The following is a 15,976-nucleotide window of genomic DNA, read 5'->3' as shown; positions in this document are numbered from 1 at the left end:
AATGCCAAGAATTATTGTTTTGGATGAAAACACCGCCTGCAGAATTGCCGCCGGTGAAGTTGTTGAAAGACCTGTATCAGTGGTCAAAGAACTGGTGGAAAATTCATTGGATGCAGATGCCGGCAACATTACTGTTGCTATCGCCGGCGGGGGGTTAGAATCCATTACAGTGGTCGATAACGGTTATGGTATTAGCCAGGAGGATGCCCCCCTGGCTTTTCAGCGTCATGCCACCAGTAAAATAAAGACGGCAGGGGACTTATACCAAATTGGAACATTAGGATTTAGGGGGGAGGCACTTCCAAGTATTGCCGCTGTTTCAGATTTATTAATAAAAACAAGAATACGGGAAAACAATGAGGGTTATTGCCTAAATATACGTGGTGGTAAGTTAATTGAAGAAGGTCCTGTTGGATGCCGGATAGGAACGATGGTTACAGTTAGAGAATTATTCTTTAATACGCCAGCCCGGCTAAAACACTTAAAATCTAAAGCAACTGAAATTGGCTTGGTTAATGAACTACTTTATAAAATGGCATTAATCAACCCTGGTGTTGGTTTTCTTTTGACCCATAACGGGCGTCAGGTATTTCAGTCACCTGGTTCAGCCAAGCTTTTGGAAACAGTTGCCGCAGTTTATGGGGTTAATGTTGCCTCTGTAATGATACCGCTGGAATATGAAGACAACGAGATTAAAATAGAAGGCTATATTGGTAAACCGGAATTAAGCCGAAGCTCAAAGCAGCAAATAACAACTGCAGTTAACGGGCGGATAGTTAGGAACTTAGCTATACATGCCGCAATAGAAGAGGGCTATCGCGGGCTTTTGACCGTGGGGCGGTACCCGGTAGCGGTGCTTTTGCTGAAAATGCCGCCAGGTATGCTGGATGTTAATGTGCACCCCGCAAAGATGGAAATAAAAATTGAAACTGAAGAAAAGGTTTTATCGATTATTACTTCCACAGTTCGCAAAGCACTGGGAGAGGTTAATCTGATACCCGGATTTAGCCGGGTTGTGCCTGGAAAGGTTAGCCTGCCGCCGTCGGAAGAACCCTATCATTTAGATTTAAGCCCTGTTATCAAAGCAAAGCCGGAGACAAAGCCAATATCTCATTTAATCGCTTCCAGCGGATCAGGTAATCTCAGTAAAGCTGAAGAGTTAAAAAATCGCTCCGATTATAAACAGGATAGTATAAAAGTTGTGGAAAAACCTGTGCAGCCGGCACAACAGGATAACGGGGAACAGCAAGTAGCTGAAGCAGTTCTAAATTACCAAAGCAGCAACTTTCCCGAATTGCGTGTAGTGGGTCAAGTTATTAACATGTATATTATTGCCGGCAGTGATGCAACATTGTACATTATTGATCAGCATGCTGCCCATGAACGGGTTTTATTTGAGAAATATTTTAGCAATTTACAGGAAGGGAATGCTGAAGTTCAATATTTGCTGGCTCCCGTTAATATTAATTTAAAATACTACGAGTTGGAATTATTATCGCAGCACAGCCGGACACTTAAAGCACTGGGCTTTGTTTTGGAAGAGTTTGGCAGAGATGCCGTGCTGCTGCGCGGCATCCCGGCAGATTGTTCCGCAGCTGAGGCCCAGCAAATTATTATGGATATGATAGATGTATTGGTTGAAACCGGAAAACTGGGAACTGCTGAATTAAACTATAAAATCGCGTCTTTATTGGCGTGTAAGGCGGCTATCAAAGGCGGGGACAGTTTATCTATTCAATCCATGCAGGTGCTAATTGATCTGTTAGCCAAGTCAAAAGAACCGTATACTTGCCCTCATGGCAGACCGACCGTAGTTTCCTTTTCCCGGCAAGAACTGGATACAATGTTTAAACGTACTTAGCGGAAGGATGCTTGAAAAGCACATATGGTTAATTCCGAAAGAAATTTTATTATTACTACGTCTTTAGGTGCACGATCAAATCAACATGAATTGGCGGCCCGTATAAGCGTTGAAACAGGCATACCTTATATTGCCAGGGATACCAAAACGATTGGTGAGCTTAAAGAAAATTGGCAGCCTGACGGCATTGTTGTGGTGGAACCCCTTAGGATAGTATGTATCATCGGGGAAAGTGAATTTTTTTTTCACCCGGCAATGGCTGTTATTCGCATAAAGGAAATAAAATCTGGAAAAAATGATCAGATGATTAAAGCAATGGATTTGTGTCAGGGGCAGTGCTTGCTGGACTGCACTTTGGGTTTGGCAACTGATGCAATAGTTGCAAGTTATATTGTGGGACCGGAAGGTTTTGTTTTGGGGATTGAAAATTCGCCCTTGGTGGCTTCCATTGTACGGGTCGGACTTCAAAAAAGATACAAAAAGACAGGTCATGCTGTATTAAGAGCAATGAACCGGATTACGGTTTTGCGGGGTGACCACAGGGTTATTTTGCAGGACCTGCCGGATAATAGCTTTGAAGTGGTTTATTTCGACCCGATGTTTAGAGTGCCAAGATCTAAATCGAGTGGTATTAATGCCTTAAGACCACTTGCGGACCACAGGCCAATTACGCAAGAAGTGCTTGCTGCAGCTCTGAGAATCGCAAAAAAAAGGGTTGTTGTAAAGGAAAACAGGTGGGGCTATGAATTAAAAAAACTGGGTTTTGATTTGATTCAAGGGGGCGCAAACAGCTCGGTGAGATACGGAATTAAGATTAAGGATGGTTGAGTTAACTCGGATGGAACAAAACTCTAAAATACCTCTTTTGATCATAACTGGCCCAACTGCCTCCGGCAAAACATCGGTAGCAGTAAAAGTTGCCAAAAAGCTAAACGGTGAAATTATTTCAGCTGATTCTATGCTGATTTATCGTTACATGAATATTGGGACCGCAAAGCCAACCCCTGAAGAAATGGGGGGAGTACCTCATTATTTAATTGATATTATCGACCCGGATGATAAGTTTTCGGTACAAATCTTTCAAAGACTTGCCAGGGAGGCAATCAAGCATATACATGGCAGGGGGAAAATTCCGATCTTAACAGGCGGGACCGGTTTTTACATTGACTCGGTGATATATAATTATGACTTTGGATTTGCTGAAATCGACCATGAGTACAGAAATTACCTGCATCAGATAGCAGAAGAAAAAGGTAAAGAAACAGTGCATAATATGCTTAAACAGGCTGACCCCGAGGCCTCGGAGCGTATTCACCCCAATAATTTGAAACGGGTAATCAGAGCTTTGGAAATTGTTCATCAAGCAGGTAGAACCGGTTCCGTAGCCAGAAGTGAATATAAAAATGAATATGAATCATATGATATGTTACTAACTGGTTTATATTACGACCGTGATAAATTATACAAAAGAATAGAAATGCGTGTGGATGAAATGATAGCCCAGGGCCTTTTAGCGGAGGTTTCGAACCTTTTAAAGGCCGGTTATCCAAAAGAACTAACGTCTATGCAGGGTTTGGGCTATAAAGAGATTATAGGTTTTTTACTAAACGAGTATTCGCTGGAGGAAGCGGTTAAGATTTTAAAAAGAAACACGCGGCGATTTGCTAAGCGACAGTTGACTTGGTTTAAACGATATAGTAATATCAATTGGATAGATATGGAGAATTATGATACAATAGACCAGACGGCGGATGATATAGTTAAACTTTTTTGGGGTAGTACGGTTGGGGCAGAAATACAGAAAAAAGAAAAAATGCCAACGGAGGGAAACATATGTCAAAGACCCAAATAAATTTACAGGACGCTTTTTTAAACCAGGTAAGGAAGGATAATATTCCTGTTACTATTTTTTTGGTTAATGGCTTTCAGTTAAAGGGAATGGTTAAAGGATTTGATAATTTTACGGTAATCATGGAAAGCGATGGCAAGCAAATGATGGTTTATAAACATGCTATTTCCACAGTCAGTCCTATGAAGCCGGTAAATACTTCTTTTTCTGAACCTAAAATAGGTTAAGCCTTTTCATACAACTCACGGTCTATCAAAATGAAGGTCTCTCTTTAGAGAGACTTTCATTTTTAAGGCAGTTTAACCAGGCCGGGTGCATAAACATTTAAGTATAAATGCCCGGTGAGGTGATCTTTAGTTGGTAAAAGTCCGAATGTGGCAATCTTCCGAAGTTAAAAATTCAACCGCGCAGCAACCAATAAATCGGGCATTGTCCGCAAAAGATAGGACAAAGTCTAATCACTCAAATGAACCCGAGGATAAAATAGCGGCAATAAAACTGGAATTGGAAGCCCTGGTTGGGTTAAATAATGTGAAAAAACATATCGATGAAATATATGCTTTTGCTGAAATACAAAAGAGACGGTCAAAGGAGAAGCTGCATACAGAAGCTCAGGCCTTACATATGGTATTCAAGGGCAACCCCGGAACGGGGAAGACAACTGTGGCCAGAATACTTGGTAAATTATTTAGGGAAGCAGGTATTTTGCCCAAAGGTCACCTGCAAGAAGTGGAAAGAGCGGACCTGGTGGGAGAGTACATAGGACATACTGCTCAAAAAACAAGGGAACAGATCAAGAAGTCATTAGGTGGAATTCTGTTCATCGACGAGGCTTATTCATTAGCCAGGGGTGGAGAGAAGGATTTTGGCAAAGAAGCTATAGACACTATCGTTAAGGGCATGGAAGATAATAAAGATAATTTGATTATCATTTTGGCCGGGTATAAGTATGAGATGGAAAAGTTTATGGAGACAAACCCTGGCCTGAGGTCACGTTTTCCAATCCACATTACATTTCCCGACTATTCAACAGGCGAGCTGACGGATATCGCGGATTTGATGCTGCAGCAAAGACAGTATACCCTATCCGGCGGCGCCAGGGAAGAACTGATTATGATTTTAGAGTCAATCAAAAGATTACATGAGCATAATGGTAATGCCAGGCTGGTCAGGAATCTGATCGAAAGGGCGATGAGGATTCAAGCGGTTAGGCTGGTTAAAATGAATGATATCACCAGGGAGGACCTGATGATAATTAACAGGCAGGACATGTTGGCTGCCAGAGAATCAATTGATAATTGACATACAAGGAGTGCGGAACTTGAAAGACTTAGCGCTGGTCACAGAAGATGTAAACAGGAAAGTTGTTGAGATATATCGTTCTATAGAACCTATTGAATTATCAAATCATAAAAAAGTCATTAACGCTTTTAGAGAATCCAAGGTTAGTGCATTTCATCTGGGAGGATCAACCGGATATGGCTATGACGACGCCGGTCGGGAAAAACTGGAAGAGGTTTTTAGTAGAGTTTTTCAAACGGAAGATGCACTTGTTAGAGGGCAAATAGTCAGCGGTACGCATGCTATTGCCCTGTGCTTGTACGGTATCTTAAAAAACGGCGATCTGCTATTGACGGTACAGGGAAAGCCTTACGATACTCTGGAAAAAATTATTGGCTATCGTTCTAGTAATGAAGGATCTTTGGCAAGCATGGGGGTGCGTTGCCGTCAAATTGACCTGCTTGATGATGGTACTTTGGACTGGGAAAGGATCGACCGGGAATTAAGGCAGCCTGTAAAAATGGTTTTAATTCAGCGTTCTTGTGGTTATAGTTTAAGGCCGTCTCTAAATATGGCGGAGTTAAGTAAACTATGCAGCTTTATCAAAGCCAGACAATCTGATACCATAATATTTGTGGATAATTGCTATGGCGAATTTGTCGAGGAATCGGAACCACCGGAAAACGGAGCTGACATTATAGCAGGTTCCTTAATTAAAAATCCTGGAGGAGGACTGGCTCCTACGGGAGGATATGTTGCCGGGAAGAAGAAATTAGTTGAGATGGCGGCAAACAGGTTGACTGCTCCGGGCATTGGTGCTGAGGTAGGACCCACTTTGGGCTGGCAGCGTCTTTTTTTCCAGGGTTTTTATTTGGCTCCGCATCTGGTGATGGAGGCTTTGCGCGGAGCTATCTGGGCGGCTATGTTTTTTGAGGAATTAGGATTTGAGGTCTTTCCGTTGCCCAATGATATGCGGACTGATATTGTTCAGGCGGTAATTTTAAAAACACCTGAACGTATGGAGGCTTTTTGTCGTGGTATACAGGGGGCGTCTCCCGTGGACAACCATGTCACGCCTGTTCCTTCACCCCTGCCGGGATACGAGCATCAGGTAATAATGGCGGCGGGTACTTTCGTCCAAGGAGCTTCTCTTGAATTTACAGCAGATGCCCCGGTGCGAGAACCATATACTGTTTACTTTCAAGGAGGCCTTTCGCATGCTTATACTAAAATTGGCCTAATTGAAGCTGCCAGAGAAGTTTTACGGTGGTGATAAACCATGAATTTTAAACAGCTTGAGGCTTTTGTTCGGGTGACCGAGTTACAAAGCTTTACGCGCGCAGCTAAACAGCTTTATATGAGCCAGCCGGCTATTAGTTTTCAAATCAAAGCCCTGGAGGAAGATTTAAAAGTTACTTTGTTTCAGCGTAATGAAAAGAAAGTCACCCTTACGGAAGCCGGTCAGCTGCTTTATCCGGAAGCAAAAACAATGCTTGGGCATTATCATAAGATAAAAGCGGGTCTGGATGCAATTCGGGGACTTAAGGCCGGACGTTTGTCCATTGGTGCCAGCACTATTCCGGGGGAGTATCTGTTACCCGGATATATTGGCAAATTCAGGCGTAAATATTCGGGGATTAATATCAGTCTACGGGTTGCCGGTAGCGGAGAAGTAATCTCCTGGGTGCAGGATCGGGATATAGATATTGGTGTAGTAGGAAAAATAGTTAAAAAAGAGAATCTAAATTTCACAAAATGGGTTGATGATGAGCTGGTTGTAATTACTCCCCCGGGTCATCGTTGGTCAGGAAAAGTTATTGCTGCACAAGAGCTGTTGACTGAAAAACTAATTCTCCGTGAGGAAGGTTCAGGGACTCGCCAATCCATGTGGGAAATTTTAGATAAACACGGGGTTGATTGTCAGCAAATTAAGGCTGAAATGGAACTGGGCAGTACCAGAGCGGTAATAAGCGCGGTTCAATCCGGTATTGGTATTGGCTTTGTTTCCCGCTTTGCTGCTGCTGATGTATTGGATGCGGGGAGAGTTCAAGAGATCAAGCTTTTGGGTGTTGACATGAACAGGAGTTTTTTTCTTGTTCGGTATTCACCTGAAATAATAAACTATGCCACAGATGCCTTCCAGGAATTACTGTTAAAGAATATAGGTAACTATTCAGTCTAGAGTCGTAGGGGCGGGCGCCCCTGTCCGCCCGCGGGGGCCTGACCGCTGTAGTGACGAGATTCTAAAAAAAGCCATGCTTTTGCGCAAGGCTTTTTTGTTCTTATAGCAGAATAAATTATATTAAGCAATATATTAGATGGGGATAAAAATATGCCTTTACAGATTAAGCCTTTTACAATTAGGTTAAAAATGGCTATCTTTGCTTTTTTGCTGGTCTTTGCAGCTGTTTTAGTCGGAGGATTCTTATTTATTAACAGATTTAACGTGATGTTTGAAGAGGAAATGGGACTGCGCGCTATTGCCATTGCCAGAACTTTGGCTCAAATGGATGAAATTAAAAATAATGTCGGCAGCAGCCGGGGGTGGGAGGTTATTCAGCCTATTGCTGAGAAAACCAGGCTGGCAACCGGGGTGGCCTATATTGTGGTTCTTGACATGGATAAAATACGGTATTCTCACCCTGTCAGTGACCGGATAGGTAAAAAGTTTACCGATAGTGATATTGGAGCAGCTTTGGCCGATCATGAATATGTATCAAGGGCTGAGGGAGTTTTAGGACCGTCCGTCAGGGCCTTTGTGCCAATTAAAGTAGAAGAAGGGACACTTCAGGTAGGAGTTGTTGTCGTTGGAGTGCTAACTCCAACCCTGGTCCAGATATTACGCAGCGTCCATGTACAGATTTATTCATTTTTGGCTGTGGGCTTGATCATTGGAATTATAGGGTCTTTTTTTATGGCTTGGAACATTAAAAAAGCAACGTTTAGTATGGAACCTGGGGAAATCGCCAGGATGCTGCAGGAAAGAGTTGCAATATTTCAAGCTATGGGTGAGGGGGTGGTTGCTATTGACACCAACTACTGCATAACGGTGCTGAATGATGAGGCAAGACGGTTACTTGGAGTTTCAGAAGATGTTATTGGAAAGAGCATATTTAAAGTAATAGCTAATACAAGCTTGCCCGCGGTGATTAAAACAGGAAAATCACAACATAATCAAGTTAAAGCAATTAATAATACTGCTATAATAAGCAACCGTGTTCCCGTAAAGGTTAACGGTGTGATTGTGGGGGCAGTGGCAACTTTCAAAGATAAGACCGAGGTTAATGCACTGGCGGAAGAATTAACTGGTGTTAAATCATATGTCGAGGCATTAAGGGTACAAAATCATGAGTATATGAACAAGCTCCATACTATTGCTGGTTTAATTCAATTAAAACGTTATGATCAAGCCATTGATTATATTTTTGATATTACCGAAGAACAACATAAAATTACCAGTTTAATAAGCAAAAGGATTAAGGACTACAGGTTGGCGGGCATGCTGCTGGGCAAATTCGCAAGATCGAAAGAGCTAAAAATCAAGTTTGTTATAAATATCAATAGTTTTTTAAGGGAACTTCCTAATAGCATTAGCAGTAATTCACTGGTGGTTATCGCAGGTAATTTAATAGAAAACGCTTTTGAATCTGTGCGTTCCCAAAACAGTGCTGAAAAATTGGTAAACTTTTCAATTTACGAAGAGGCGGATAAGATTATAATGATAGTTCAAGATAACGGCCCGGGGATTGAAAAGGGATTAGAAGAAAAAATATTTGAACATGGATACTCCACCAAGGGTGAACGTAGGGGTATCGGGCTTTACCTGGTACAGCAAACACTTAATAGCCTAAACGGAAAAATTAAAATTTCCCGCCCGTCTGAGGGGGGGCTTAAAATGGTTGTTGAAATTCCTGTATTCAGAGAGTTAGGAGGTGTTACTGGTGACTAATATCAATGTTTTAATTGTTGAAGACGACCCGATGGTTGTTCAGGTTAATAAGGAATTTGTCAGCAGTGTACCCGGTTTTCAAGTAGTAGATGTTGCCAGAACCGGCTATGAAGCTCTAAATATTATCAAAATCAAAAAAATTGACCTTGTTTTGCTTGACATCTACCTGCCTGATTTAGATGGTTTTCAAGTGTTAAAGGAAATAAGGACAACCGGTGTTCCCGTTGACGTAATCATGGTAACCGCGGTTCAAGACGCGGAGACAATACAAAATGTTTTCAGGTATGGTGCCGTGGATTATATAATTAAACCTTTTAAACTTGGCAGATTGCAAAGTGCGTTAAAAACTTTTGCTACTATGTTTAATTGCTACGGTAAAAATTCGGTGCTTAACCAATCGGAGCTGGACAGTTTGGCTTTAAATCGTAATGTTGAGGACCAGGTAAAAGAATTTTTGCCCAAGGGTTTAAACGAAATTACGTTAAAGCAGGTGATACTTAGTTTAATTAAGCAAGCAAAACCGGTTTCCGCTGAAGAAGTGGCGATTGAACTTGGACTTGCCAGAGTTACCGCCAGACGTTACCTGGAGTACCTTGAGAGTATTAATAAAGCGGTAGCGCGGTTTAAATACGGATCCGTGGGGAGGCCCATAAAGGAGTATCGGCTTGATGTTGCAGATCAGTGAACATAAAGAACAAAATCAACAAAATGGACGAATTGTTGTTAATAGTGCTTATACAAAATATAATAAATTAATAAAATTTTCAAAAAACATTACTGACGCCTTGGGAGGTGTGAGACTGAACAAGTTTATTCTGGCAGTGGCTTTTTTCCTTTTTATGGTAATAAATACAGGTTGTTCACCCAGGGTTGTTGATAAAGAACAAGTAAGCCCGGAACAGAAAATAGTAATAAAATTTTCTCACGTAGTTGCCGAAAACTCTCCGAAAGGGTTAGCAGCTAAATATTTTTCAAGATTGGTGAATGAAAAATCCGGCGGGAAAATTGAGGTACAAGTTTTTGCAAATTCAACTCTCTATGCTGATGGCGAGGAAATGCAAGCGTTGCAGGAAGGGGCAGTACAGTTAATTGCTCCGGCTACATCCAAGCTTGGCAGCATGTTTCCTTACTGGCAACTACTGGATTTGCCTTATGCCTTTTCAGATATTGAGTCTGTACATCTTGCCATTGAAGGACCAATAGGTGAAAAATTAACAGATAGTTTAGAAAAAGAGGGCTATGTAGCGCTTGCTTTTTGGGATAATGGTTTTAAGCAGCTGACAAATGATGTTCATCCTATTGGCAGACCAGGTGATTTAAAGGGTTTGAAATTTAGGGTTATGATAAACAGCTCTGTTCTGGAAGAACAATTTAAGCTGTTGGGTGCTCAAGCTATCCCGCTGCCCTTTAACAGTGTTTACCGTTCATTGGAAAAAAATGAGGTATGTGGCCAGGAAAATACGATTTCTAACATTTATTCAAAAAAGTTTTACCAGGTGCAGAAGTATATGACTGTAACAAATCATGGATATCTGGGTTATGTCGTGCTGGCCCAAAAAGATTACTGGGATGGGCTGCCCGAGGATGTTAGAAAAATATTGGAAGAATCAATGGTAGAAGTAACAGACTGGGAGCGTACGATGGCGGCAAAAATTAATGAAGCTAATTATAATGAGTTAGTTAATAATAAGGACATCGAGATAACAACTTTGTCGAATGAGGAAAGGCGGCTTTGGGAAGAATCTTTGAGTCCGGTATATAGCTTTTTTGAAAAAAAAATTAGTGCTGAACTAGTTAACAACCTGGCAATCCAAAAAAGCGCTATGACCGATTTTGCACCGGGAGGTGATGATTAAGTTTTTGTCTCATTAAAACAAATAATAGGAGGATGGTTATGTTTGGAAAAGTCAAAAAATTAACATTATTCTTGACTGCAGTTATTGCTTTGGCACTTATTACTTCAGGATGCGGTGGCAGTAAAGAGGGCGCATCTGAACAGGGCGAGCAAAAAGACAAGATTGTAGTAAAATTTACCCACGTTGTTGCCGAGTCAACTCCTAAAGGACAGGCTGCATTGAAGTTTAAAGAAGTGCTGGAGGAAAAATCAGGGGGCCAATTTGAAGTGCAGGTTTATCCTTCGTCTCAGCTTTACGGTGATAAGGAAGAACAAGAACAGCTTCTGGCCAATAACGTACAATTTATAGCTCCCTCGGTAACGAAGCTGATTACATTTAACCCTTCATTTCAATTAGTTGATATGCCTTTCCTATTTAAAGATAATAATGCGGCATACAAATTCTTTGACGGGGAACAGGGACAGAAGTTGCTGAAATCTCTGGAACCAAATGGCATCCTTGGTCTGGCCTGGTGGGCTAATGGAATGAAACAATTTACAGATTCCAAGCACCCACTGAAATCTCCCGAAGATTTTAAAGGGTTAAAATTCCGTACCCAAAGCGGTGGAGTTCTGGATGAGCAATTTAAAGCGCTGGGAGCCGGCTCACAAACATTAGCTTTTGCAGAAGTATACCAGGCTCTGCAAAACGGCACCGTTGACGGGCAAGAAAACACTTTTAACAACATTGACACTCAAAAATATGTCGAAGTTCAAAAATATTTAACTATCTCTAATCACGGACGTCTTGATTATGTTGTATTAACAAACACTACTTTCTGGAGCTCGCTCACTCCTGAACAGCAACAGATGGTCACTGAAGCCATGAATGAAGCAACTGCGTATGAACGTCAATTGGCTGATGAATTAGATGCAACTTCCTTTGAAAATATCAAAAATAGTGGTAAAGTAGAAATTTATGAGCTTACCGACGAAGACCGTGCTAAATTTATAGAAGCTTTAAAACCACTTTATGACAAATATGCAGAGTCCATTGGTCAGGAATACATTGACGCCGCTAGGAATTCTTAAATGATTAAAGAGGGGGTAGGTTGCCGCCGCCCCCTCTTTGCTTTAACCTTAACCAAGTCTTCTTTATTATGCCTGCCATAAATACACTAATTATCAATATTGCAGAGTTCTGCAGGACAAGGAGGCGGAAATGGAAACTATTAAGAAGGTCTATAAAGGCTTTGAGGATTATTTTGCCGGTGGCATGCTTTTTACCGGCCTTACTTTGGTCTTTATAAATGTAGTATTAAGATACGTTTGGGGCCGCCCTAAATCAATATTTGATGAGTTTTCCGTTTATTTCATTGTCTGGGGCACGCTGGCCGGTATTGCCGTGGCTTTACGCAATGATCACCATATCAAAGTCGATATGCTTTATAACTTTTTATCAACATTTTGGAAACATAAAGTCAGTATTTTTGCCTGTACTCTGGGGTTTGCTTTTTGTATTTTTTATACGTTTTATGGTATTCAACTTGAAATGAATTACCTGCAAAACGGTATGCGCTCACCCGATAGCAGGTTTCCAATGTGGATAGTTTATTTAATTGTTCCCATCAGCGGGGTAATGTTTGGAATTCGTTTTATTGATAAACTTGTGGGCTTGCTGAAGAACGGCGGCAAGGACTGGATGGAGTCTACAATGAGAGGGGTTAAGGATAATGTCGACCGTCCTTCTGTTTAGTATTTTTGTAGTTTTATTCTTACTTAATGTTCCTATTGCCATCAGCCTGTCTATTGCTGCCTTAATCATCCTTGGTTTAACCACTGATTTTACCATGCATATGCTTGTGCAGCGTATGTTTGCCTCATTGCTTTCCCCCACCCTTATGGCTATACCTGCTTTTATTTTTGCTGGGGTGCTGATGTCCCACGGTGGGATTTCCAAATACCTGATCAGGTCGTTAAGAGCATGGTTCGGTCATTTGCCCGGCGGGTTGGCTGTAGTTACCATTTTGGCCTGCGCTATATTCGCCGCGATTTCCGGATCCAGTCCGGCTACCGCTGCTGCTATCGGGGCGATTATGTATCCTGCTCTGGTTGAAGGGGGATATCCTAAAAAATACGCCATGGGTTTGATTGCAGCTTCCGGGACATTGGGAATATTAATTCCTCCCAGTGTGACAATGGTGGTATTTGGTGTAACAGCGGAGGAGTCGATTGGCAAGCTTTTTATGGCAGGCTTAATCCCCGGACTAATACTGGCCCTGATATTAATCATCAGCGCTATATTTTATGCCAAAGCTCAGAAATTGGAAATGCAAGCAAAGGCGTCCTGGGGGGAACGGTGGAGTTCAAGTATAAAAGCTGCCCCCGGTGCATTTTTACCATTTTTTATACTGGGCAGCATCTATGCAGGAATCGTTACACCGACAGAAGCGGCTGTCCTTTCAGTTTTTTATACACTGGCAGTATCATTTTTGATCTACCGGGAGTTAAAACTCAAAGAGATGCGCAAAATCTTTGTTGAATCAATAAACATTTCTTCCATGGTATTTTTAATTATATCCGCCGCCATGGTATTTGCGCTGTTTCTGACCGTTAACCAGGTTCCTCAAAATCTGGCCCAATGGATTTCAGAAAACAACCTGAATAAGTACATGTTCTTCCTGGCTACCAATATAATGTTCTTTATAATGGGCACTTTTCTTGAAGCAGTTTCAATTACCCTGATTACATTACCGCTGCTGCTGCCGATGATTCACGCACTGGGCATTGACATTATGCAGTTTGCGGTGGTGATGACGGTTAATATGGAGCTGGCTATGATTACACCCCCTGTAGGTCTGAACCTGTTTGTGGTTAGTGCTATGGCTAAAGAACGCCTGGAAAGTGTAATTAGAGGGGTAGTTCCTTTTATTGTTTTGATGGTTTTGGCATTGGTGCTTTTTGTTCTTTGCCCAGATGTTTCCACGTATATCCCAAGGGTATTAATGGATTAAATTCAGCAAAATTAACTCCTGTAACCAACCATTTGCCGGTTAACAGGAGTTTTTGTGCACTTTAGGAAAGTAGACCTTGCCATATATATGGCAAGGTCTAAGGAATAAAGTATTAAAACGCGCGCGCTAAAGGAACTGATTTAGCGCACGTTTTTTATTAGTGTACGGGGTTAGATCCCAAATTTACTCAGAAACATTTTTATATTTTAGAAGGATAAATTAAAAAATAGTCGAATTAATCAGAAGAATAAAAATTTACCCTGGGTGAGAAGGTGTAAATGTTGAATAATAGGATTAAGGTGGCTATTATTGGTATTGGTGATGATGCTATATCCGTTTATAACCTGCTAAAAAACCTAAAGGATATAGAGGTTGCTTCATTTTTTAATATTTACGATGAAATTCTGCCTTCGAATTTATTAAAGGAGAATAATATTGTTTTTCATAACTCCCTCGATAAAATTTTTAGAATTAACGGCTTGGACATAGTTATTAATGCTGTCAAAGATACCAAAGTTGAAGAAAAGCTTAAACAAATCAGGGGTAATGTGTCAATAATCGAAACAGGTTCAGTAAATTTAATGGTTCGCCTTTTTCAGGAAAAACAAGAATTACTTAAAATAAAAGGTATTCAGGGCGAGTTATCAACCATTTTAAATTCAATCCAGGAAGCTGTAGAAGTTGCCGGTAAGGATGGGGTAATTAAATATTTAAATCCCGCTTTTGTCAGGGTAACAGGAATACCTGCTGAAGAAAGAATAGGTAAAAATGTTTTGGAGGCTTCTCCTGACGGGGCACTGGCAATGGCTTTAAGAACGGGTAAAAATGTTTTCGGACACAGGACCAAAGTTGGGGGAAGTAATGCTGAGGTAATCAGCAATGCTTCTCCAATTATTATTGATGGCAGCTTGGAGGGAGCTGTTGTAGTTTTTCAGCACTTCACAGATGTAATGAAATTAATGGATGAATTAAAACAGCGAACCAGTCAAATTGAAAATCTTTCGGACAAGTTTGGTCAGGTTACAACTTGTAAATATGGTTTTTCCGATATTATTGGTGAAAGCAATGAACTAAAAAAATGCATGCAGCTTGCAGAGAAATCCGCTCGCAGCAATACAACCGTTTTGCTGCTGGGGGAAAGCGGAACCGGGAAGGAACTGTTCGCACATGCTATTCATCATGTTAGCTCCAGGCGGGAGAAGCCTTTTATTAAAGTAAATTGTGCTGCAATACCCGAAAACTTGCTAGAAAGTGAATTTTTTGGGTATGCTAAAGGAGCTTTTACAGGTGCTGTAAAATCAAAGATCGGCAAGTTTGAACTGGCCAACGGAGGAACAATCTTTCTAGATGAAATAGGAGATATGAACCTGGCGTTGCAGGGAAAATTATTAAGAGTACTTCAGGAAATGGAATTTGAAAAAGTCGGCGGCAATCAGACTATACACGTTGATGTAAGAGTAGTTGCAGCCACTAATAGAAACCTCAGGGAGATGATCAGAAACGGTAACTTCAGAGAAGATCTTTACTACAGATTGAATGTTGTTGAGATTACAATTCCTCCTTTAAGGCTGCGCAAGGATGATTTACCCGAGCTGGTTGATAACCTAATTGTCAAATTAAATCGTAAATTAGGCAAGAAGGTGCAGGGCATATCCAAAGATGCTGAAGAGATACTTTACAGCTATGACTGGCCGGGAAATGTCAGGGAGCTTGAAAATGTGGTGGAACGAGTGATGGTGACTGTTGATGATGAAGTGCTTAAGAAAAAACATTTTGTTCAGCACGTGAGCCAATTTAAAGCGCTTCCGGAGAAGGATATAGATCTGATGCCGATAGAGCAGATGGAACAATTACTGATTAAAAAGGCGCTATCCAAATTCGGCAATACCGTAGAGGGTAAAAGACGTGCCGCCCAGGCACTGAATATTTCGCTGGCGACGCTTTATAACAAGCTTAAAAAAGCTAAATTTGAAAATTCAAACATTTAGAAAAGATTAAAAAAATTAGATATTTTAATGTGACTAAAAAGCATTAAAATTTCTATTTTTTTTATTATTGTTTCTAAAAACTAAAATTTTTTTAGTAAAATCAACTGTTTTTGTATTTTTTATAAATAAGATATGTTAGAATTTTTAAGAAATGTTTAGTGGCACAATAATTGCGTATGTAATTTTGGTAAGCATTACTT

At 40.9% G+C, this 15,976-nt stretch carries 14 protein-coding genes; all 14 read left to right on the top strand.

The features are described from left to right. The first annotated feature begins 1 nt into the window (after position 1). The 14 genes from mutL (at position 2) to BM056_RS08380 (ending at position 15,776) form a co-directional block, all read left to right on the top strand. Complete coding sequence (mutL, locus tag BM056_RS08445; protein WP_092470658.1) at positions 2-1,861, top strand: DNA mismatch repair endonuclease MutL; 1,860 nt, start codon at positions 2-4, stop codon at positions 1,859-1,861. A gap of 24 nt (positions 1,862-1,885) precedes the next feature. Next, positions 1,886-2,689 (top strand): class I SAM-dependent methyltransferase, encoded by an 804-nt coding sequence (locus BM056_RS08440; protein ID WP_092470656.1) that lies wholly within the window; start codon positions 1,886-1,888, stop codon positions 2,687-2,689. Beyond that, positions 2,682-3,713: a tRNA (adenosine(37)-N6)-dimethylallyltransferase MiaA gene (miaA, locus tag BM056_RS08435; RefSeq protein ID WP_238456370.1), complete on the top strand. Its 1,032-nt coding sequence runs from the start codon at positions 2,682-2,684 to the stop codon at positions 3,711-3,713. Before BM056_RS08440 ends, miaA begins: the two co-directional genes overlap by 8 nt. After that, positions 3,695-3,937, top strand: coding sequence for an RNA chaperone Hfq (gene hfq / locus BM056_RS08430; protein ID WP_092470652.1), 243 nt, complete (start codon positions 3,695-3,697; stop codon positions 3,935-3,937). The genes miaA and hfq overlap by 19 nt, the downstream gene beginning before the upstream one ends. A 130-nt stretch (positions 3,938-4,067) precedes the next feature. Continuing rightward, a complete protein-coding gene (locus BM056_RS08425; RefSeq protein ID WP_238456369.1) occupies positions 4,068-5,012 on the top strand; it encodes an AAA family ATPase in 945 nt (314 codons plus the stop codon). 19 nt (positions 5,013-5,031) lie between these two features. Further along, positions 5,032-6,264, top strand: coding sequence for a methionine gamma-lyase family protein (locus BM056_RS08420; protein WP_092470650.1), 1,233 nt, complete (start codon positions 5,032-5,034; stop codon positions 6,262-6,264). Positions 6,265-6,270: 6 nt separating this feature from the next. Further along, entirely contained in the window at positions 6,271-7,173 is a 903-nt protein-coding gene (locus BM056_RS08415) for a selenium metabolism-associated LysR family transcriptional regulator (RefSeq protein ID WP_092470648.1), read from the top strand. Positions 7,174-7,323: 150 nt separating this feature from the next. Then, positions 7,324-8,940 carry an ATP-binding protein gene (locus BM056_RS08410; RefSeq protein WP_092470646.1) on the top strand — a complete coding sequence of 539 codons (1,617 nt, stop codon included), beginning with the start codon at positions 7,324-7,326 and terminating at the stop codon, positions 8,938-8,940. Continuing rightward, complete coding sequence (locus BM056_RS08405; protein WP_092470644.1) at positions 8,933-9,625, top strand: response regulator; 693 nt, start codon at positions 8,933-8,935, stop codon at positions 9,623-9,625. Before BM056_RS08410 ends, BM056_RS08405 begins: the two co-directional genes overlap by 8 nt. Beyond that, positions 9,609-10,796, top strand: a complete 1,188-nt coding sequence (locus BM056_RS08400; protein WP_337833495.1) for a TRAP transporter substrate-binding protein — start codon at positions 9,609-9,611, stop codon at positions 10,794-10,796. The genes BM056_RS08405 and BM056_RS08400 overlap by 17 nt, the downstream gene beginning before the upstream one ends. Positions 10,797-10,828: 32 nt before the next feature. After that, positions 10,829-11,866, top strand: a complete 1,038-nt coding sequence (locus tag BM056_RS08395) for a TRAP transporter substrate-binding protein (RefSeq protein WP_435050955.1) — start codon at positions 10,829-10,831, stop codon at positions 11,864-11,866. Between the two features lie 130 nt (positions 11,867-11,996). Continuing rightward, complete coding sequence (locus BM056_RS08390; protein ID WP_092470640.1) at positions 11,997-12,530, top strand: TRAP transporter small permease; 534 nt, start codon at positions 11,997-11,999, stop codon at positions 12,528-12,530. After that, complete coding sequence (locus tag BM056_RS08385; protein WP_092470638.1) at positions 12,508-13,788, top strand: TRAP transporter large permease; 1,281 nt, start codon at positions 12,508-12,510, stop codon at positions 13,786-13,788. Before BM056_RS08390 ends, BM056_RS08385 begins: the two co-directional genes overlap by 23 nt. 278 nt (positions 13,789-14,066) lie before the next feature. Then, positions 14,067-15,776, top strand: coding sequence for a sigma-54 interaction domain-containing protein (locus BM056_RS08380; protein ID WP_092470636.1), 1,710 nt, complete (start codon positions 14,067-14,069; stop codon positions 15,774-15,776). The last annotated feature ends 200 nt before the right edge of the window (positions 15,777-15,976 follow it).

Source organism: Desulfotruncus arcticus DSM 17038 (assembly GCF_900113335.1).
GTDB lineage: Bacteria > Bacillota > Desulfotomaculia > Desulfotomaculales > Desulfallaceae > Desulfotruncus > Desulfotruncus arcticus.
This window is presented reverse-complemented; position numbering and strand designations above follow the sequence as displayed.

Coding starts and splice junctions, on each gene's coding strand:
- mutL (WP_092470658.1), top strand. CDS start 2: ATGCCAAGAATTATTGTTTTGGATGAAAACACCGCCTGCAGAATTGCC.
- BM056_RS08440 (WP_092470656.1), top strand. CDS start 1,886: ATGGTTAATTCCGAAAGAAATTTTATTATTACTACGTCTTTAGGTGCA.
- miaA (WP_238456370.1), top strand. CDS start 2,682: ATGGTTGAGTTAACTCGGATGGAACAAAACTCTAAAATACCTCTTTTG.
- hfq (WP_092470652.1), top strand. CDS start 3,695: ATGTCAAAGACCCAAATAAATTTACAGGACGCTTTTTTAAACCAGGTA.
- BM056_RS08415 (WP_092470648.1), top strand. CDS start 6,271: ATGAATTTTAAACAGCTTGAGGCTTTTGTTCGGGTGACCGAGTTACAA.
- BM056_RS08410 (WP_092470646.1), top strand. CDS start 7,324: ATGCCTTTACAGATTAAGCCTTTTACAATTAGGTTAAAAATGGCTATC.
- BM056_RS08400 (WP_337833495.1), top strand. CDS start 9,609: ATGTTGCAGATCAGTGAACATAAAGAACAAAATCAACAAAATGGACGA.
- BM056_RS08395 (WP_435050955.1), top strand. CDS start 10,829: ATGGTTATGTTTGGAAAAGTCAAAAAATTAACATTATTCTTGACTGCA.
- BM056_RS08390 (WP_092470640.1), top strand. CDS start 11,997: ATGGAAACTATTAAGAAGGTCTATAAAGGCTTTGAGGATTATTTTGCC.
- BM056_RS08385 (WP_092470638.1), top strand. CDS start 12,508: ATGTCGACCGTCCTTCTGTTTAGTATTTTTGTAGTTTTATTCTTACTT.
- BM056_RS08380 (WP_092470636.1), top strand. CDS start 14,067: ATGTTGAATAATAGGATTAAGGTGGCTATTATTGGTATTGGTGATGAT.